This window comes from Maribacter sp. Hel_I_7 (assembly GCF_000688315.1).
GTDB lineage: Bacteria > Bacteroidota > Bacteroidia > Flavobacteriales > Flavobacteriaceae > Maribacter > Maribacter stanieri.
Window position 1 is genome coordinate 770,055 of record NZ_JHZW01000002.1, and the last position, 19,820, is coordinate 789,874.

14 protein-coding genes and 1 tRNA gene are annotated in these 19,820 nt (G+C 35.0%); 8 read left to right on the top strand and 7 right to left on the bottom strand.

Annotated features, from left to right (window positions below; all coding sequences use genetic code 11):
• The first annotated feature begins 142 nt into the window (after window positions 1-142).
• Window positions 143-985 carry a helix-turn-helix domain-containing protein gene (locus P178_RS0104825; protein WP_036146326.1) on the top strand — a complete coding sequence of 281 codons (843 nt, stop codon included), beginning with the start codon at window positions 143-145 and terminating at the stop codon, window positions 983-985.
• Window positions 986-1,132: 147 nt separating this feature from the next.
• On the opposite strand, the gene P178_RS0104830 is transcribed toward P178_RS0104825, so the two are convergent.
• Together P178_RS0104830 and dinB are read right to left on the bottom strand one after the other, a co-directional pair.
• Window positions 1,133-4,174, bottom strand: coding sequence for a DNA polymerase III subunit alpha (locus P178_RS0104830; RefSeq protein WP_027065151.1), 3,042 nt, complete (start codon window positions 4,172-4,174; stop codon window positions 1,133-1,135).
• A 389-nt stretch (window positions 4,175-4,563) separates the two neighbouring features.
• Window positions 4,564-5,778 (bottom strand): DNA polymerase IV, encoded by a 1,215-nt coding sequence (dinB, locus tag P178_RS0104835; protein WP_027065152.1) that lies wholly within the window; start codon window positions 5,776-5,778, stop codon window positions 4,564-4,566.
• Between the two features lie 201 nt (window positions 5,779-5,979).
• Here dinB and P178_RS0104840 point away from each other — a divergent pair, with 201 nt between their 5' ends.
• Window positions 5,980-6,822: a hypothetical protein gene (locus P178_RS0104840; protein WP_027065153.1), complete on the top strand. Its 843-nt coding sequence runs from the start codon at window positions 5,980-5,982 to the stop codon at window positions 6,820-6,822.
• A 13-nt stretch (window positions 6,823-6,835) separates the two neighbouring features.
• Here the strand turns inward: P178_RS0104840 and P178_RS0104845 are convergent, their stop codons facing one another.
• On the bottom strand, window positions 6,836-7,789 hold the full coding sequence (locus P178_RS0104845) for a hypothetical protein (protein ID WP_027065154.1): 954 nt from the start codon (window positions 7,787-7,789) through the stop codon (window positions 6,836-6,838).
• Between the two features lie 373 nt (window positions 7,790-8,162).
• Here P178_RS0104845 and P178_RS0104850 point away from each other — a divergent pair, with 373 nt between their 5' ends.
• Entirely contained in the window at window positions 8,163-9,497 is a 1,335-nt protein-coding gene (locus tag P178_RS0104850) for a phospholipase D-like domain-containing protein (RefSeq protein WP_027065155.1), read from the top strand.
• A gap of 217 nt (window positions 9,498-9,714) precedes the next feature.
• Entirely contained in the window at window positions 9,715-10,755 is a 1,041-nt protein-coding gene (locus tag P178_RS21480) for a DNA cytosine methyltransferase (protein ID WP_036145734.1), read from the top strand.
• 25 nt (window positions 10,756-10,780) lie between these two features.
• Here P178_RS21480 and P178_RS0104860 read toward each other — a convergent pair whose 3' ends face one another.
• Complete coding sequence (locus tag P178_RS0104860; protein ID WP_027065156.1) at window positions 10,781-11,575, bottom strand: type II CAAX prenyl endopeptidase Rce1 family protein; 795 nt, start codon at window positions 11,573-11,575, stop codon at window positions 10,781-10,783.
• 196 nt (window positions 11,576-11,771) lie between these two features.
• Window positions 11,772-11,851: transfer RNA gene (locus tag P178_RS0104865), tRNA-Leu, on the bottom strand.
• 192 nt (window positions 11,852-12,043) lie between these two features.
• Here P178_RS0104865 and P178_RS0104870 point away from each other — a divergent pair.
• The 3 genes from P178_RS0104870 to pth all read left to right on the top strand — a co-directional run bounded on the left by P178_RS0104870 (window position 12,044) and on the right by pth (window position 14,394).
• Window positions 12,044-12,985 (top strand): ribose-phosphate pyrophosphokinase, encoded by a 942-nt coding sequence (locus P178_RS0104870; RefSeq protein WP_027065157.1) that lies wholly within the window; start codon window positions 12,044-12,046, stop codon window positions 12,983-12,985.
• Between the two features lie 60 nt (window positions 12,986-13,045).
• Window positions 13,046-13,678 (top strand): 50S ribosomal protein L25/general stress protein Ctc, encoded by a 633-nt coding sequence (locus P178_RS0104875; protein WP_027065158.1) that lies wholly within the window; start codon window positions 13,046-13,048, stop codon window positions 13,676-13,678.
• A gap of 86 nt (window positions 13,679-13,764) precedes the next feature.
• Window positions 13,765-14,394 (top strand): aminoacyl-tRNA hydrolase, encoded by a 630-nt coding sequence (gene pth / locus P178_RS0104880; protein ID WP_027065159.1) that lies wholly within the window; start codon window positions 13,765-13,767, stop codon window positions 14,392-14,394.
• Here pth and P178_RS0104885 read toward each other — a convergent pair.
• Entirely contained in the window at window positions 14,391-15,077 is a 687-nt protein-coding gene (locus P178_RS0104885; protein WP_231500504.1) for a hypothetical protein, read from the bottom strand. The two genes, pth and P178_RS0104885, sit on opposite strands and share 4 nt — an antisense overlap.
• Window positions 15,074-18,838 (bottom strand): reprolysin-like metallopeptidase, encoded by a 3,765-nt coding sequence (locus P178_RS0104890; protein ID WP_027065161.1) that lies wholly within the window; start codon window positions 18,836-18,838, stop codon window positions 15,074-15,076. The genes P178_RS0104885 and P178_RS0104890 overlap by 4 nt, the downstream gene beginning before the upstream one ends.
• A 53-nt stretch (window positions 18,839-18,891) precedes the next feature.
• Here P178_RS0104890 and P178_RS0104895 point away from each other — a divergent pair, with 53 nt between their 5' ends.
• Window positions 18,892-19,818, top strand: coding sequence for a bifunctional riboflavin kinase/FAD synthetase (locus P178_RS0104895; protein WP_027065162.1), 927 nt, complete (start codon window positions 18,892-18,894; stop codon window positions 19,816-19,818).
• Window positions 19,819-19,820 lie beyond the last annotated feature (2 nt).

The following is a 19,820-nucleotide window of genomic DNA, read 5'->3' on the forward strand; positions in this document are numbered from 1 at the left end:
CAGTTGTCTGGTACAATTTGCTATTATGGCTTTTAATGATGGTGTTATTGGCTATTTTTGTGGTATATTTTGGAAACGGGCTTTTTTTAGGTAGATAATGCTTTGAAATTTTTAGGTCTGCTTCATGTTTAAAAAAAAGTTTATGCTGAGTGATAAAGTTTTATATATAAAAGATTTAGGGAATTGTCCACCCGCCTATTTAAATGATCCTGCAAGAAGAGATTTTTATGAAATTGTATGGTTACAAAATGAAGATGCACTTCATGTTCCACAACACGATTTCCAAACTTTAAGGGGAGATTGGATTTATTTGATACCGCCGTATAGAGTGCATCAATTGAACAAAGCTGGTAAAAACGGTGTCTTGATATCTTTTAAGCAAGAATTACTTGAAGGCGATTTGAAAGAATTTTTGTTAGATGTATTTAGAATGTTCAACATTCAAGGCGAATTTTCTTGTTTACAAGTAAACGAAGAAGGTTCGAATGGTTTGGCTGCTGTTCTCCAACTTTTGAAAGAAGAATACAGTCACGACGTCATTAATCTAATAATGATGAAAGCTGTTTTAAAGGTGTTTTTATTAAAATTAATACAGCTAAAAGAACAGCATTTTACATTGCAAGATATTAATGAAAAGCGCGTTTATGAGTTTATGCTTCTGCTTGAAGTAAATTATAAGAATAAACGAACTGCCGATTTTTATGCCAGTAAATTGGACATAAGTGCTAAGCGATTAAATCAAATTTTAAAAGAAAAGCTAGATAAAACTGGAGTACAATTAATTCATGATCGGTTGATATTAGAGGCTAAGCGCCAAATTATACATAGCGAAAACACTATTAAAGAAATAGGGTTTAATCTTCATTTTAAAGATCAGTCATACTTTAGTCGTTTCTTTAAACAACACGTAGGGCAAACTCCTCAAGAATTTCAAAACAATGTAAAAGAGCATGTAATTTCTCATGACAATACATTGTATACTTAGGCTTTTAAAGAATTAACAGATTGACAATAAGATTTTATACTTAGCAAGACCTACCATAATTTTCAGAGCATATAGTGATGATTCTATTATAAATAAACTCAGGAAAATAGATGTAAAAAATATAGATGAATAGACGCTTAATTCTTTCTAAACAAACTGATTACCAAATTCATTCCCTTCTTGGTCATTCGCCTTCTTTTGATCAAAAACCTTGGCGCTGGTTTTCATATCGGCATACCTGGGGTCTTGTACAAAATCTTGTTTTTGCATTTTAATGACCTCAATACTTAAAAAACCAAATTCACTTACAACTTTACCATAAAACCGATATATTCCCCTACCCCTAAACATGTATTTAGCTGCTACGGGCGGAAACAACACCGCATCAAAAACTTGACCTTGTTGGTCTAATAATGTAGCAAAGAACATTGCTTTTCCTTTTTGGGTTCTGGTACGTTTTACTGTAATTAAATACCCATAAATATCAATATTTCTGTTTAGGTATCGTTCTAAATCTTTACTTCCTGATGTATTAAAAGGCAGAACTTCTAAAAGCTTGTACGGACTACACAAACTAAACCCCAGCAATTCTAATTGTGTAAAAGCTACTTCTAAATTAGTACTGTATAATGACGGAATCTCAAAGTTCTGATGCTTTGGCGCAAACAATTTTGGGTGGTCTATTTTCTTGGTCTTATTCAGGAATAGATGTGCTTTCAAAAGTAGTTCATGTGTATTGGTATTAGTAAATCTGAAGGCATCAATTCGTATTAGTATGCTTACTTGTTCTATGGAAATAATTAAACGATCCAGAAAATCTTCTAACGAACTAAAATCACCATTAAGATAGCGTTCCTTTAGAATACGCTCCATTACGCGTTGTTCTAGTTCCAGCAGATAACCTAAGCCTAAATACAAATCTTTACCATAAATTTGATTGCCTGCATTGCTCTTATTTACGCACGGCGGATGTATAATTGCGCCCAACATACGAGCTTCATGTATATAGAATTCAGGTTTGTAAAATCCGCCGCCATTATTGAGCACCGCTACCATATATTCCAAGGGATAGTAGGCGCGTAGGAACAGACTTTGGTAACTTTCTACTGCATACGATGCCGAATGCCCCTTGGCAAAAGCGTAACCTGCAAAACTGGCTACCTGATCCCACACCTCTTTTATAAGTTGTTCCGTATATCCTTTTTTACGGCAGTTGTCCATAAAGGTATCCTGTACTTTTTGAAACTCCTCTCGAGAACGGAATTTACCACTCATTCCGCGTCGTAATACATCGGCTTCACCCAAATCTAAATCAGCAAAATGGTGGGCTACTTTTATTACATCTTCTTGATAGACCATAACCCCGTAAGTCTCTGGCATAATTTCTAACATGACCGGATGCGCCATCTTTTCAGCCCTGCCCTTGTTTCTATGTCGTAGAATATATTCACGCATCATACCGCTTTTGGATACTCCGGGGCGAATAATAGAACTTGCCGCTACGAGACCCAAATAGGTATCTACTTCCAGCTTCTTCAACAACATACGCATGGCGGGAGACTCCACATAAAAACAACCCATACACTGCGCTGTTTTTACCAAATTATTGATTTTAGGGTCTTTTTTAAACGCCTTAATATCATGAATATCGAACTTGGCAAATTCCTCTGGGCGGTCGCGTTCTAAAATATCCAACGTCTCTTTTATTTTTGAGAGTCCGCGTTGGGCAAGAATATCGAACTTAAAAATACCGACATCCTCTGCAATAATCATATCAAACTGCGTAGTGGGGAATCCTTTTGGAGGCATATTGGTCGCCGAAAACCAATGAATAGGTTTTTCTGTAATTAGAATTCCGCCTGCATGAATGCTCAAGTAATTGGGCATACCGTGTAGTAGTTGGGTATACTTCAGTACCAAAGCTGATATATTATCTAACCGACTTGCCTGAATATTACCGTCGCACAACAAATCTATTTCATCTTTTGGCAAACCGAAAACCTTACCTAATTCACGAATAACTCCCCTAGATTGAAAAGTAACGTAGGTACCCAACAGCGCTACATTTTCAAAACGATTAAAAATGTACTCCGTCATTATAGGCCTGTCCCGATGCGAGAAATCAATATCAAAATCGGGCGGATTTACCCGGTATAGATTAATGAATCGCTCAAAATACAGGTCGAGCTCCATTGGATCTACATCAGTAATAAAAAGCAGGTAGGCAACAATACTATTGGCACCACTACCACGACCTACATAAAAGAAATTCTGCTTTCGGGCATAAGAAATAATATCCCAATTAATAAGAAAGTAAGAGACAAAATTCATCTCTTTAATGAGGTACAGCTCTTTCGCTAAACGATCTAAAACAGCCTGATCTATTTCTGGGTAACGCTTGGACAACCCCTCTTGACATAACTGCTCTAGAAATACCTCATCTTCTTTGGTACTGCCTAAATAGGTGCTTAAATTCTGAGGTTTTCGCCCTGTGGTAAAATCGAAATGAATAGAGCAGGCATCCATCAACTGCTGAGTATTTTCTAGTATAAAACTATGTTCAGAAAAGTGCGCTGCCAGGTTTGGTATCGCATACATTTGCTCATCATCGCGCGCCTGCTCGGTTACCGACAACATACTCAGCAAAGTGTTATTATCTATGGCGCGTAGCAATCGGTGTGCATTAAAATCGCGCTTGTTCCTAAAAGTAACCGGCTGCAGCAATACAATCTTATCTCGCTGCTCTAATAATTTTGAAAACCGAAGTCGTTTCAGCTCATTTACGGAAACCCCTATAAACTCATGTGCTGCAAAGATTTTCTTTTCACTCTCCAACACTTTCTCAAAGGGGTAAATAACAAACACATCTTTAAAATCCGGAGCGATTTCTGGTATTTTCTTGTCATGATGAATGTGATGCGATAAAAAGTTATTGAGTTCTAAAAATCCCTCATTATTTTTTGCTATACCGACGAAGCATGGCTCCACTCCGTTTCTAAAATCGATACCCAAAATAGGACGTATATCATATTCAGCTGCTTTACGAACAAAGTTTAAACAAGCTGATGTATTATTAATATCTGTCAATGCCAATTGCGTTACCCCATGGTCTTTTGCCAATTGCAAGAGCTCCAGTTCCGAAAAGGTCCCGTAGCGCAGGCTGTAGTATGTATGGCAGTTTAGGTACATGCTCGTTGATAGTTGTTGGTTGTTGGTTTCTTGCGCCTTTCGCTAAACGCTTTTTTTTGCGCTTCGCGTGTGGCGTTAGACGTGCAGCGCGATGCGCGATGCGTTATTTCTCTTTTCTACATTCTATATTCTAACTTCTACTTTCTCAATCAAGATTTCACTTCGGCTACGCTCAGTGAACGTTTGTCTTCATTGCGAAGCTTTTCTGCCGAAGCAATCTGTTGCAATCAGTACAAAAAATCACTAGGCTTACTTGTATTCAGTAGACTACTTCGTCGTTCCTCCTCGTAAAGACGTATTTTGCGCTAAGCGTTTCCTATAGGTCTCGACTGCGCTCGACTGGACAGAAACACCTCGACAACCATCAACAAACAACGAACAACCAATAACTAAATCTTCCTATGCGCCAAAACTACTGGTGGCAATCCATTAAAAGGATTATGCATTCTACCTATTGTTTTTGCTCCCATGCCCGATGCCCGCAACACACTTTTATCTCCGTAGCGTTTTCTAATTTCATCCATAGCATTATATAGGCTTAAAATTTCTTCGGTGTCATCAAATAAGTTAATCTGATAATTACCGGATACTAAATGACTAAAACGTATACCTATTAACCGAACTAATAACCTACGGTTATATAAGTTCTTGAAGAGATCCAAAATTTTAGGTATTAGAATATGGTCTCCGCTGGTATAGGGAATCCGCATTTGCTTTGAATAGGTATTAAAATCTGAATACCTAATCTTTACTGAAATACAAGCGGTTAGCTTATCTCCACGTCGTAATTGATATGCCAAATTTTCGGTCATAGCAATGAGGATACCACGTAGTCTATTTACATCAATAGTATCTTTGTTAAAAGTTCTTTCAGTAGAGATTGATTTTCGCTCACAAAACGGAATTACGGGGGTATTATCAATTCCATTAGCACGTTTCCATATTACTCCGCCATTAGCACCCAGCACCCTTTGCATCACCTCCATGGGCATTTCTTGTACCGTACGTACTTGTCGTAGTCCAAGGTTCCGTAGAGTCTGATAAGTTTTATCACCCACCATTGGTATTTTTTTGATGGAAAGTGGTGCTAAAAAAGGTTTTTCCAATCCCTCATCTATCTTCAATTGATTGTTGGGTTTCGCTTCATTTGTAGCAACTTTAGAAACGACTTTATTTGCCGATAATCCGAAGGAAATGGGGAGTCCGGTTTCCCTAATAATCTTCCTACGCATTTCTGATGCATACTGGTAGCAACCAAAAAAGCGATCCATACCAGAGAGGTCTGCATAAAACTCATCAATACTTGATTTTTCGAATACGGGAACGTACTCTTTTATGATTTCGGTTACTATATCTGAATGCTTACTGTAGTCACAAGCATTACCACGAATCACTACAGCATCTGGGCACAATTCACGAGCCATCTTCATGGGCATACCCGAATGCACTCCAAATCCACGGGTTTCATAACTGCACGCAGCTACTACTCCGCGGTCTCCCGTACCGCCCACTAATAATGGCTTATGCTGTAATTCGCGATTATTTAATCGTTCTACGGACACATAAAATGTATCTAAATCTATATGAAGTATGGTCTTGCTCATAACTATCCCTCTAAAAAATCGGGATAGCTAAATTATGGAATATTTCCAATTATTAGGATTATTTCCAAATTTTAACGTTGTAAAATTAATAGCCTATATTTTTTAGATATCAAAGGTGCTAAACCAATAACGGTTTAATACTATCTTTGAGATAAGACATTACATATGCGTAAAATTCATTTTATATTTTTATCAGCCTTTATGTTTTTTTCCACCCTTGGATATGCGCAAGACGTGGCTACCATAGAAATCATTTCCCCAAATGAAAATACAGCTTGGAACATTCCAGATAAAATAACCTTGCAATGGAATACTATTAAAATAGATACCAGTAAATCTATTCGCTTTTTTCTAGTAAGAAATGAAATGGTTGTACAAGAACTGGGTTCTTTTAAAAATGATGGTTTTGAAGACGGAATTGAATTGGCAAAAAACATTGGTTCTGGCAATAGATATCAGGTAGTTGCCATAGAACTTTTCCCTGATGATAAATTTAATATTGCTAAAAAAGTTACTCCATTCTTCTCAATTACAAATGCAGCATCTGACGAAAGAAAGAAAAAGCAACAATTGGCAAATGCCAACGTCGTTACTCCTAAAAAGAAATCTAAGAACAAACCTAAAAAGCAAAATGCCCCAGTAAAAACTGCCGTAGCACAATCTAAAAACAAAACAGAAAACAAGACAGAAATTAGGGACAGTTTTGACGGTAGAAAAATTTCATATACCAAAGAATTCGAGTTTGATTCTGAGAATATTATCATCAAGATTTGGGACCATGGCAGACAAGATGGCGATATTGTTTCTATATATCTTAACGGAGTGCAAGTGATTAAAAAATACTATTTAACCTATTGGAAAAAGGAATTTAAAATAAAACTAGACCCTACAAAATCTAACGATTTGTTCCTTTACGCCCATAACTTAGGTGATTCTCCACCAAATACAGTTTCCGTTGAAATATCTGATGGTAAAAAATCTGAAAACATTGTACTTAACTCAGACCTACAAAGTTGCGAAGCAGTATTGATCAGTGTAAAGTAGAAATATGCTTACATTACCCCTTAAGAAACTGAATTAGATAAGCTATTAATATACTTACGAAGAGACCAATATTAACCTTGGCAAAGTCATTTACCAACATACGGTAAGTCTTCTTTAATTGTCCTTTTTTTAGGCTATAGCTAATTGCTATTTCCCTGCCTGCCAAAATTCCTATAAATGCCCAAGTAGTACTCATAGGTATGGTGCTCATTGTAGTGAAAAAGTATAATAATAGTGCATAACAGGCATCTATTATAGTAGCTGATCGAATATGTTGTGTGTTTGATTTATGATTGACAATACTCTGTATTTTCCCTCCTTTTGAGTTAAATATATACGCCATAATTAGCAGAATAACCACTAAAGAAAACACTAGCTCATACAGCGATAATTGCCTAGGCAAGAACACAAAAATATTAGCGAAATCTTGTATCAACCATTGCGACCATAAAAACCCTGTTGAAAACCATTGGGCTACTAACCAATAAGGTCTTTGTTTTTTCTTGTCCATTAACCGAATAGATGCAGGGGATTCAAATTTTTTGGTCAGAAACAAATACAACACAAAGGCTGAAACAAACGCTAGCGAATAGCCGAAAACTGATTTTAATATCATTTTCTCTATCAATTGACTAGATGAAAAAACACTTAAAATCATGAATGTAGTACTTGCCGGTATTCCAAAACGGGTTATCACCATTAAAGAAATTGGAGCCAACAAATACCACCAAGGCAAAGGATTTGGCATAGGTATATTTGATAGTCTACCATAAGAAACATCTCCACCATTAATGTACCAGCCATAAACTAAGGTGACTGTCAAAATCGTTCCTGCAAAACCCCATAGCAACCACCACTTCACTCCTGCATTTGAAGTCATAAACGTTCCTAATGTTTGAATAACATCATTGGCTATTACAGCATAAGCAGCCACAAGAAAACCTAAATAAATAATATAATGTTCCATATTACTAATCAAATCAATCTAAAACAAAGGCTTATTAACCTTTAAAAACCAGTTAATTACCTTAAAATTTGAAGGCGGAAAAGTAATACTAAATTAGATACGCAAATATTTTATTTTCAAAGATTTTATATAGTTTAAAATAGGCCAAAAGAGCTAATCAAATATTGGTAAAAAGAAGCGTCAAAACCAGGGATACTATTCTAAAAACAAAGCCAATGAATAGCATCCCAAAAGATTTATGTTAAGATAAATCACTAAAAATTAATTAGATACTTATCTTTAGGACTTACCCTTTTGTTTCAACTTTAGTAATCCGAATGTTTAAATAGAAAACAAAATAGCTGCGGGATTATTAAAAGAACAACATACGTATATGCCTTTTAAATCATTTTTTGATTCCCCTGGAAATTATAAGAATAAATTCGATTTTTATGATCAAGGTGGTTCTCCTCATTTGCTTCAAAAATTTATTGAAACTATTGAACAGCAAAAAAATGATATTGAAGAAATTAATATATCCTGGTATTTATATAACAACAAGTACTTACATCACTACCTGAAAAAAATATCAGAAAGTGGCATCAAAGTAAATGTAATTACAATTCCTCTAGAAGGTTATGATAACACTAAACCTCAACCATTAGAAAATTTAGAAACAGGTAAAAAAAGTAATGATAGTTTCACTAAATATTCCTTGGCACGACAAATATTTAGTGAGATATACCACTTAAAAACGCATCCTAATTTTAACGTATACTTTTTTTCCCATTTATATGTACGAAGTGCCTATATCAATAAATTCTCAAGAGGATCTTTACCGTATTCATTACACATAAAATCTGCTTACATTAAAAAGAAAAATGGTTTTATACTGCTACTAAGCTCCTCTAATTTAGCCGTTCGGGATTTGGTGAAACATGAATCCATGGTCTGTATAGAAGACGAGCCTAATTATGAGGAGTGCGCAAAAGCTTTTTATAAAGATCTAATAGGTAGTTCTACCCATATTAAAAACTATAATGAATCTTTAAACACTTCTTGCAATTCATATGATAAAATAGATTTTAAGGAATCAAGTACAATATTCATTACATCCCCGTTCTATTATAATTCTTCTAACATTCTAGATACTACATTATCAAAATACATTTTATCCGCTAAAGAAAGAATCGTCATTTGCGCACAACATTTAGCTGCATTTAATTATCAATTTAATGCTAAACATCATTCTATAATTAAAGAAAACGAAACACGACAAGGTGTTTTAGGAGCTGTTATCTATATGGCGAACAAAGGAGTAAACGTAACGTGTCTATCACAAACTTTTGCACCTTTGACCGAAGATGAGAATAAATTCAAGGATATTAAATTTAGAAGACCTGCCAATACTAGCAAATTTCAAAAATTTTATAGCGAGCTTACAAAAACCAAGAATGTTCAATATTTCGTTAATGAAAATTTACATTCAAAATTTATAATCATAGACAATCTACTGATCTATTGCTCTTATAATTTTACACCCACCCAATTCATTTATCTCGATAATGTAAAGATTCCTAAATTTAAAAACATGCCCCATATCAGTTATGAGGGAATCCATTGCGAGGTTGGTATGCATGTAGTTATTGAAGACATAAATACAGTAAAAGCATTTGAAAGAAATATAGAAAATATCAAAAGAGAAAAAGAAACTATACAGGTAAAATAGAGTATCATAAAAAACCACGTTCTATCTGCAAACCATAATTTTAGTATTCGATAAAAGCTATTTGAATATCTAAAATGTATTTTTGTCCAAATAGCATCCATATTGGTAGTGTAGCATTGGCAAAAGATTATGTTCAAATCATAAAAGCCGATTATTTAATTGATTAAAATCACTTACACCAGTCTTTATAAAAGACTTGAGTTAAAAGAATAACAGAATGAAAGTAGTGTCATTTTTTGCTGGAGCTGGCGGATTAGATCTTGGTTTTGAACAAGCTGGCTTTAATGTTATTTGGGCAAATGAGTATGACAAGGATATTTGGGAGACTTATGAAAAAAATCATCCCAATACCAAATTCGATAAAAGAAGTATTGTAGATATCCCCGCTGACGAAGTTCCAGATTGTGATGGTATAATTGGAGGTCCGCCGTGTCAAAGTTGGAGTGCAGCAGGAGCGGCAAGAGGTATTCAAGATAAGAGAGGTCAATTGTTCTATGATTTTATTAGAATATTAGAAGCAAAGCAACCTAAGTTCTTTTTAGCAGAAAATGTAAGTGGTATGCTAATCAACAAACATAGTACAGCACTTGATGGTATTAAAAACCTTTTAAAGAATGCAGGTGCCGGATATGACCTTTCCTTTCAAATGCTAAATGCATCTGATTATAATGTACCACAAGACAGAAAGCGAATTTTCTTTATTGGAATAAGGAAAGATTTAAATTTTAAATATGAATTTCCAACAGAAACCTTTCCTAAAGTAACACTTGAAACCGCTATAGCAGATTTACAGAAAAAAGCTTTACCCGCTTTAGAGTTTAATAATACGAATGGTGATAAATGCCCCATCCCAAATCATGAGTATATGATCGGTGGCTTCTCTACCATGTACATGTCTAGAAATCGTGTCCGTAATTGGGACGAACAATCTTTTACGATACAAGCTGGCGGTAGACATGCACCAATACACCCGCAAGCACCTAAAATGAAGCTTATTAAAAAAGATGTGCGTGTCTTTGTTCCTGGTAAAGAACATCTTTATAGAAGGTTAAGTGTACGAGAATGTGCAAGAATTCAGACTTTTCCTAATGATTTTGTTTTTCATTACAAAAAAGTTGCTGCCGGCTATAAAATGATCGGTAATGCTGTTCCCGTAAATCTGGCAAAATTTTTAGCCGATAGTATTATGAAGCAATTATGTGCTAACGATAAATTAAAAAAGAAAGAAAAAACAAAGGCTGATAAATTACATGTCTAGATAATTATAAACAGGCAATTTACTTTTAAGCGTGTTTTAATTCATTAGCTGACTCATAATTTAACTTTGGGGGCATAAAATACATAAAGACCAACATTATTAGAAAATAAAGAACTGCAAAAATGGTATAGGTATAGTCACCTGCATCTGGTGAAATTGGCAATAAAACAAGAGACATATTTAACATCGATTGTATTACCAATACACATAGTCCACTTTTTGTTTTTGAATATACAATAGCACACATACCTGCAGCTCCCATCATATTTAAAAATAACGGCCATACAGGAAGATCTTCAATAACACCAACATTTATATAAACTGACGGAAGCCACCATAATGACCATACAAAGCCGATAACTTGAGTTGCATAAAATGGTTTGGTGATTTTTGATAGTTCACGAAATGCATAACCGATCCACACTACTTCCCCTAGAAATGCCCAAGACAATAAGAATAAAGTAAATTTTAACGTTGGGATGTATATATCAAAAGAAAGAAAAGACATATCTCCGTGATACAAAGCTTTAATTAACAATGTCAATAAACCTATGGTAAATGCGAAAAGTAAACTAAATAAATACCACTTTGGATGAATTTTCCAAACCAGCATAGGTCTAAATAAATTCTTTATGCCTTCATTACCTTTTGTGATTTTTACAATAAATAACAATAAAAACATTAATGCATAAAACCGACCATTTGTGTACGGAAAAAAATCTATTATACCTTTGCTCTTAGCATAAGTAATTACCAAATTTAGCGTAGGTGCAAGTACCAAAAAAATCCAAATTTCGTACTTTTTTAAAAAATCAATCATTTAGAAGTCCACAATAAATTTTTAATTATCACTAGGCACAACTTAATTATTATTCAAATTATAACCTTTTGTCTAAAATTCAGTTAGCTAAGATACATCAAGCGCGCCTTTTTGGTTAGAATTTTGAAAACTATCACAAAAAGAAAAACAAAAAACCCCAACAATTTGAAATTCAAATTATTAGGGTTTTATTCTGTACTCGAGGCGGGAATCGAACCCGCACTCCGAAGAACTGGATTTTGAATCCAGCGCGTCTACCAGTTCCGCCACTCGAGCATTATTACCGTAGAAAACGGCTTCCTTTAAAAACAAGACTGCAAAACTAAATAATAATTTTCTTTCTATCACTAAAAATATCAACATTTATGCATTCGCAACCAAATTTAATTTTTAAATTTGCACCTCCTTAAAAACAAGGTCTTCAACTAATTATAAGAAGCAACTGTTTGGAAAACAATAACTAAAGACATGTCATACCAAGTTCCACAACCAAAAATATTTGCTTGCACTCAAAGTAAGGTCTTAGGTGAAAAAATTGCCAAAGCTTATGGTGCGGAAATAGGCAAGATTTCATTTTCTCGTTATAGCGATGGTGAATTTCAACCTTCATTTGAAGAATCAATTAGAGGTACTAGAATTTTCCTAATTGGTTCAACGCATCCTGGACCCGAAAATTTAATGGAAATGTTGTTGATGATTGATGCTGCAAAAAGAGCTTCAGCAAGACATATAACAGCGGTTATGCCTTATTTTGGTTGGGCAAGACAAGATAGAAAAGACAAACCTAGAGTGCCAATTGCAGCTAAATTAGTTGCTAAAATGCTAGAAACAGCAGGGGCTACTAGAATTATCACGATGGATTTACATGCTGATCAAATACAAGGATTTTTTGAAAAACCAGTAGATCACCTATTTGCATCAACACTATTTCTACCATATTTAAAAAAATTAGGACTTAAAAATCTTACTATTGCTTCACCAGATATGGGCGGGTCTAAAAGGGCTTATGCTTATTCCAAGGCATTAGATAGTGATGTCGTTGTATGTTACAAACAAAGAGCTAAGGCAAATGTCATATCACATATGGAACTTATTGGTGATGTACAAGGGAAAAATGTGGTTCTTGTGGATGATATGGTAGATACTGCCGGAACATTAACAAAAGCAGCAGATTTAATGATGGAACGCGGTGCCGCTAGCGTAAGAGCGATAACTACTCATGGCTTATTGTCCGGAGACGCATATGAAAAAATTGAAAACTCAAAACTGACCGAACTAATCATTACCGATTCTATTCCTATAGAAATTAAAAGTGATAAAGTAAGGGTTTTGAGCTGTGCCGATCTATTTGCAGATGTAATGCACAAAGTACACAACAATAACTCAATCTCTTCTAAGTTCTTAATGTAGTCCATTAAAAACAGGAAGCAGAAGTTTTAAAACGTAGAATATTAATTTTTAATACATATAATGAAGTCAATTACAATTAAAGGATCAGAAAGAGAAAGCGTGGGCAAAAAGGCAACTAAAGCCCTACGTAATGCTGGAAAGGTTCCTTGCGTAGTATACGGAGGGGATAAACCATTACACTTTTCAGCAGAAGAACTAGCGTTCAGAGACTTGGTTTACACTCCAAATGCACACACAGTTGCAATTGAATTGGATGGTGGAGCCTCTCTTAAGGCAGTAATGCAAGACATTCAGTTTCACCCTGTAACAGATGCTATCATCCACATTGATTTTTATCAATTATTTGATGATAAAATGGTTACTATGGATATTCCTGTAAGATTACAAGGAAACTCTCCAGGTGTTCGTAACGGTGGTCGTTTGTTATTTAGAAAACGTAAACTTTCTATTAAAGCACTACCTGCTAAATTACCAGATTTCTTTGATATCGATATTTCTAAATTGAAAATCGGTCAAAACATATCTGTATCATCATTATTAAATGATGATTTCACCATTTTACACCCAGAAAGCCAAGTAGTAGTACAAGTTAAAACTGCTCGTACCGCTGTTGTTGTTGATGATGAGGATGAAGATGGAGAAGAAGGTGCTGAAGGAGCTGAAGGTGCTTCTGAAGAAGCTGCTCAAGAATAGACCTAACGGTTTTAAATTCATAATAAAGCATCCTGGTACTTGTATCAGGATGCTTTTGTATTTTTACAACCTAAATTATAATACAAATGTTCGGTTTTATAAAATCACTTTTTTCTAAGCAGAGCATAATTCCTGAAGAGAAAGATCCCATGAAAAAATTCTTAATAGTTGGCCTTGGTAATATAGGTGATGAATACGCAGAAACTCGTCATAATATTGGTTTCAAAATATTAGATGAGGTAGCAAAAACCAATGATTTCACTTTCGAAACTGTTAAACTAGGTGATATTGGATCATATAAAATAAAAGGCAGAACTATTATTTGCTTAAAACCTTCTACCTATATGAACCGTAGTGGTAAAGCATTAAAATATTGGATGGATAAAGAGAACATACCACAAAGTAATGTACTAGTTATTACAGATGATATTAATTTACCTTTTGGCACCATAAGGATAAAAACAAAAGGTAGTAATGGCGGACATAACGGATTAAAGGATGTGGAGTTATTTCTACAAACTATTCTCTACAACCGATATCGTTTTGGTGTAGGTGCAGACTTTGGACAAGGTAGACAGGTAGAATATGTTTTAGGTCAATGGAATGATGAGGAAAAAGCATTATTACCAGAGCGATTAAAAAAATCTACAGAAATAATTAATTCATTCGCACTTGCCGGAATAGCAAGAACCATGAACCAATACAACAACTCCTAAAGGACTTTAAAGGTGTATATACCTGTATCTGACTTATTACCTTCTTCATCTATTACAATGACCTTCCAGTAATAAACTGTGTCTGATGTTACAGAGACTTTTATACTTGTTATTGGAGCTGACAATTCACGAACTAAATCTATTGGTGGCGTCTCTACCGAGAAGTACACTTCATAACCTTCAATATCATCATCTAAATCAGAAGCTGACCAAGATAGTATGACCTCATTATTAATATCTTTAAAAACATTATCGGACGCTGCAGGACTTTCAATTGTTGCTGGAAATGGGGCAAATGTTGTTCTAGAACCTGAATTATAAAAATACCATTCCTCACTTGAAACTGTTTGTTCAACATCGCTATTTCTAGAACGTACAAACCAAGAAAATTGCTCTCCTTTTTCCAAAGGCAGCTTGGCAGAATTTGACGCCGATACTATTGTTTGCACAGTACCTGTAGAGATATTTGTAACACGTAATTCATACGTTTCTGTATTATCTGCCAAATTCCAACGAAACTCTACCTGACTTGTTTCCTGTCCTAAGCTCACCCCAGTAGTACACTCAGAATTCTCATCTGGAAACACTAAGGATACAGCTTCAGGTGGCGTTGCGGCACTTTTCTTTTTACAACTAGTAATAGCCATAAACAAGCAAGCGATAAGTACTAATAAGCGCATCATTCTTTAATTACTTTAGAAGTTCCTTTAATTGTGCTACCCTCGTACTTCAAATAATAAATTCCGGTAGCAAGAGAACTCAAATCTAACTTTACAATACCGTCTAAAGGCAAAGTAGTTGTACTTGAAATATACCTACCATCAGAACTGAAAACACTAACCACTACTTCTTCTTGCTGCGCACCTAAATAAACCTCCACAAAATCTTTTACCGGATTAGGAAATAATACCGGTTGCTCATAAAAGCCAATTTGTTCTTCATAAATACCTTGGCATGGAACATCTGTATATACTTTTAAAGTATTCAACCCCTTTTCCAGTACTAATTCTACGGTAGACTCTTCTGTCTGTATAGCCACTCCGTTCAACTCTATCATATAAAACGACGACCCATTCATCTCAAGTAGTACAAGAGAATTATCATCCGCAAGTTTAGAGGAAACATTAAGGATAGAAGGTTCTGCTATTTGAACTTCAACGCAATACTCTTGATAAACTATAAGACCATTAGTTCCAATAATACAAAGGGTGTATGTACCTGAACTTAAGTTAGCCAAATTAAAGGCATTGGAAAAATTTTGCGTAAGATCAATACCATTTCCAGAAACCACTACTTGATAATCCAAAGCTAGTTTTGGTACAATTGACAAAGACCCATCGTTATTATCTCTACAGGTTTCACTCTCTAAACTAATTATAAAATTCTCTGGAGGAAAACGATATACAGCACAGCCAGAAGCATCAACTTCTTGACCTACAGGAGTATTTAAACAAAGGTCATCTCCATCATCAAAAACTCCATCATTATCAGCATCCGGTCTAAAATCTCCTTCAACACATACCTCTAATGTAAAAGATTTTAAACTACCGCCATCAGATGGAGCATTATCTTTTATCTCCAAAATCCATTCACCAACTAAAGATTCGCCATTAAAAGAACTTAAGCTCCCTAAGGGTTTTACCGAACCGCCTATACCAGGATTAACAGAACAATTAAAAGCAGGACTATCATCGTCAAAGATGGCATTAATATTACGCGCATCTCCACAAGAATTAGATAACAAAGTCACTGTAGTACCTGACGGCGATGTTAAATTGATTACCAAATCCGCCAAAAAGGTATGTTCAATGTCAAGTTGTACATTAATATCAGCTACCGGCAAATCTTCAAAAAACACCAATTTAGAAGTAATTACAGGAGTACCACTACTAGAGATGGCAATTGGCATACCTGAAGCGCTCTTTGTTGTACAGTTAAATTGCACCGTAGAAAAACTAAAGGCTGTACCAAATACTCCTTCTCCACAATCATTCTTTGGTTTAACTCGCCAATAATACAACCCATTATTATCTATAAGGGTCGGTGAGAACGAACCACCATTTACGGTACTTGATTCTATTATACTGGTAAAAGCAGCATCATCAGAAATTTCTATATCATATTGCGTATTCCCTACAGATGTTTCCCATTCAAGTAATACATCTGTAGATGCATTTTCAAAACCGTCAACCGGGGAGGTCAAAACAACATCTTCGAAATTATCATCATACACTCTTAACTGTAGCGTAATTTCTTTTGTAACCGTTGCTGAAGTTGCCAAAATTCTAATTGGATATATACCAACATCTAAAGTGGAAACACCTTCAAAATCAATATCAACCAAAGTATCTGTAGCATCTGCAGTTTCAGGCGTAAAATTTGCCGATAAGCCAACTGGCAAATCCATAGCGCTAAATGCACTTTCTTCATCAAACCCTAAATTAGTTTCATATGTAAATGGAATAGTTAAGTCATTAGGCTTACAAATATCATATCCTATTTGGTCAAAATTCAGTACTATTTCCGAAGGAGTAACTGCAAAATTAGCGTCATTTATGGCAAAGAAAATATTATTGTCTGCCTGTATCATTATTCTGCCAGTACTGGTAGCAATATTTGGTATAATTACAGTTTGATTACCATCATTCAATGTGTTTTCTGCCAAAATAATAGGGAATGTTACACCACGATTAGTTGATAAAAATATAGTTACCGTTTCTGTACTTATTGGCGCAACATCAGTATTTGCCACATCCCAGGTAATGGTTTGCACGGATCCAGCCTCAAAAGTTTCTTCTGTACTTTGAGAACTAATTAAAAATGGCCCCGCATCATTTACTACCGTAACATTTAATTCGTCTGACGCCGATTGCCCTCCGTTTAATGCATTGTCTCGCACTGTCAATGAAAAATTTAAATCACGTCCCACATTAGAAACAGTTTCCCATGCATCACCTGCCGTTGGGACAGTTTGAGTTAGTTCACCTGACAATATTCTGTTTAAACTAGGAAAATATCTTTGTGGAACAAGCTTTGGCGGCAAAGACCTAAAATTAGCACCTGCGGGATTATTTGGACCAAAAGTAGCCTGCGTTACTACGCCATTGTCAATTTGCTCCCAAGTATAGCTTAGAACATCGCCAGTATCTGCATCACTTCCTTCACCTGTAAGTATAAAAGGAGTTCCTTTCGGTATTATATAATCTACTAAAGGAGCTAAGGTTGGTGGTGTATTGGTTATTACTTCTGTTGTACCACAAGAAACTGTTTTTAAATAATCTCTGATCTGAACTATACTTACATAATGAAAATAATCATCACTATTGCTAGCAACATTATTAACACCGGTTATACCAGCGTAACCCATAATAGTTGTACCACTACCAGGTTCTACCTGTACTGTAGTTCCTTCAGAAATATGTGAAAATGAATGATTGGCTCCAAATTGATGCCCCATTTCATGAGCAACTAGATCAATATCAAAAGCATCTCCAACAGGCGAAGATAATGTGGTGTAACCACTACCCTTTCTACTATCTGTACAAACTGCTCCAATAAAACCAGAATTACCATCTAAAGTATTATCCTGCTGATTAAACAAGTGCCCAATATCATAATTTGATTCGCCGATTACATTTGTTAAAGTATTTTGCACTTGAGAACTTAAACTACCTGTATATGGATCTGTTTCTGGATTTGTATAAATTACTAAATCAGTATTCGCAATCAATTCGAGTGTAATAGATAAATCACGCTCAAAAACAGCGTTTATTCTAGTAAGTGTTGCATTAATCGCAGCAAGGGCATCTGCCTTTGTACCGCCATGAAATTGTGTGTATTCACCTGAAGCGGAAATAGCTACCCTAAATTTTCTGAGAGTTTGGTCATCAACTAACTTAGCAGTTAAATTCTGTGAGTACTCCTTAACCTCGGGCATTGTCTTACAGACAAAGTCAATATCTCGTTGGTCTTGCTCCGTTCTGCGATATAGAACATAAGTATCCTCAATTGATTTCTGCATAAATAAAGCGCCATTATCACCAGAAGTACTCATTGTACTTTGAATACCTTTTGGAGAAATACTAAAACGTATTTGTTTCGTAGGGTCGTGCAAGGCTATACCTTTATAAGACTTAATTGACGGATATTTTTCGGCAAGTTCTGTAGAAAAAAGATGAGCATCTTCCACTAAAAAAGGAATTAAACTACCATCTTCATTTGGAAAATAAATTAATTTAGAGCCCTGTTTTTCTGCAAGGGCAGTTTCAAATTCCGCTTGATTTAAAATAAAAGCCTTTCCTTTATTGACTCTTAAACGCTGTTTAGAAATTTGCTTAGCAGTTGCATTTAATTCCGTATTTTTCCAATAAGCAGTTTGTGCCATACTGGAAAAGGAAAGAAATACTATGGTAATTGAGAAAACTAGGCGTAATTTTGCAATCATTAAGAGGCTTTTAACTCAAAATCAAATATAAGTCTTTTTATTTTCTATCATAGGTGATTACAGTCCGCAACATTTCTAAGTATAAAGAAGAATATCCTACGGTCATTACCATAGGCACCTTTGATGGTGTACATATTGGTCACCTTAAAATACTTAACAAAATCATAAACCATGCCAAAAGCACGGCATTAAAATCTTCTGTACTTACATTTTTTCCGCATCCTAGAATGGTTTTACAGAAAGATACCAACATTAAACTGTTAAATACAATTGATGAAAAGATTACTATTTTAGAAAAACTTGGTCTTGATGTTCTTATCATTCATCCATTCACTAGAGAATTCTCTAGACTTACGGCAACAGAATTTGTTCGGGATATTCTTGTAAACACCTTAAACATCAAAAAGGTGATTATTGGTTACGACCACAGGTTTGGACGAAATAGAACCGCGAACATATCAGATTTAATCACTTTTGGAAGTACTTATAACTTTACGGTAGATGAAATTCCTGCTCAAGAAATTGATGATGTTTCTGTAAGTTCAACAAAAATTAGAAAGGCGCTTGAGGATGGCGATATTGAAACTGCTAATAGCTACTTAGGCTATGAGTACATGCTAACGGGAACGATTATTAAAGGTAAAGGCATTGGCAAACAGTTAGGCTACCCTACCGCTAATCTTTATATAGCCGAAGACTACAAACTAATACCAAAAAATGGCGCATATGTAGTTAACAGTAGTATTGCCGATAAAACTATTTACGGAATGATGAATATAGGCTATAACCCTACCGTTAATGGTACTGAAAAATCAATTGAAATCAATTTTTTCGATTTTGATGCAGATTTATACGATCAAAAAATTCAAATTAATATTTTGGTTCGTTTAAGAGATGAGCATAAATTTGAATCTATTGAAGCTTTAAAGGCTCAATTAGCCAAAGACAAAGAAAAATCAATAGAATTTATTCAGCGGTAATT

Bases quoted from the DNA above. Each gene is read 5' to 3' on its own strand.
- P178_RS0104825 (WP_036146326.1), top strand. From the start codon at position 143: ATGCTGAGTGATAAAGTTTTATATATAAAAGATTTAGGGAATTGTCCA.
- P178_RS0104830 (WP_027065151.1), bottom strand. From the start codon at position 4,174: ATGTACCTAAACTGCCATACATACTACAGCCTGCGCTACGGGACCTTT.
- dinB (WP_027065152.1), bottom strand. From the start codon at position 5,778: ATGAGCAAGACCATACTTCATATAGATTTAGATACATTTTATGTGTCC.
- P178_RS0104840 (WP_027065153.1), top strand. From the start codon at position 5,980: ATGTTTTTTTCCACCCTTGGATATGCGCAAGACGTGGCTACCATAGAA.
- P178_RS0104845 (WP_027065154.1), bottom strand. From the start codon at position 7,789: ATGGAACATTATATTATTTATTTAGGTTTTCTTGTGGCTGCTTATGCT.
- P178_RS0104850 (WP_027065155.1), top strand. From the start codon at position 8,163: ATGCCTTTTAAATCATTTTTTGATTCCCCTGGAAATTATAAGAATAAA.
- P178_RS21480 (WP_036145734.1), top strand. From the start codon at position 9,715: ATGAAAGTAGTGTCATTTTTTGCTGGAGCTGGCGGATTAGATCTTGGT.
- P178_RS0104860 (WP_027065156.1), bottom strand. From the start codon at position 11,575: ATGATTGATTTTTTAAAAAAGTACGAAATTTGGATTTTTTTGGTACTT.
- P178_RS0104870 (WP_027065157.1), top strand. From the start codon at position 12,044: ATGTCATACCAAGTTCCACAACCAAAAATATTTGCTTGCACTCAAAGT.
- P178_RS0104875 (WP_027065158.1), top strand. From the start codon at position 13,046: ATGAAGTCAATTACAATTAAAGGATCAGAAAGAGAAAGCGTGGGCAAA.
- pth (WP_027065159.1), top strand. From the start codon at position 13,765: ATGTTCGGTTTTATAAAATCACTTTTTTCTAAGCAGAGCATAATTCCT.
- P178_RS0104885 (WP_231500504.1), bottom strand. From the start codon at position 15,077: ATGATGCGCTTATTAGTACTTATCGCTTGCTTGTTTATGGCTATTACT.
- P178_RS0104890 (WP_027065161.1), bottom strand. From the start codon at position 18,838: ATGATTGCAAAATTACGCCTAGTTTTCTCAATTACCATAGTATTTCTT.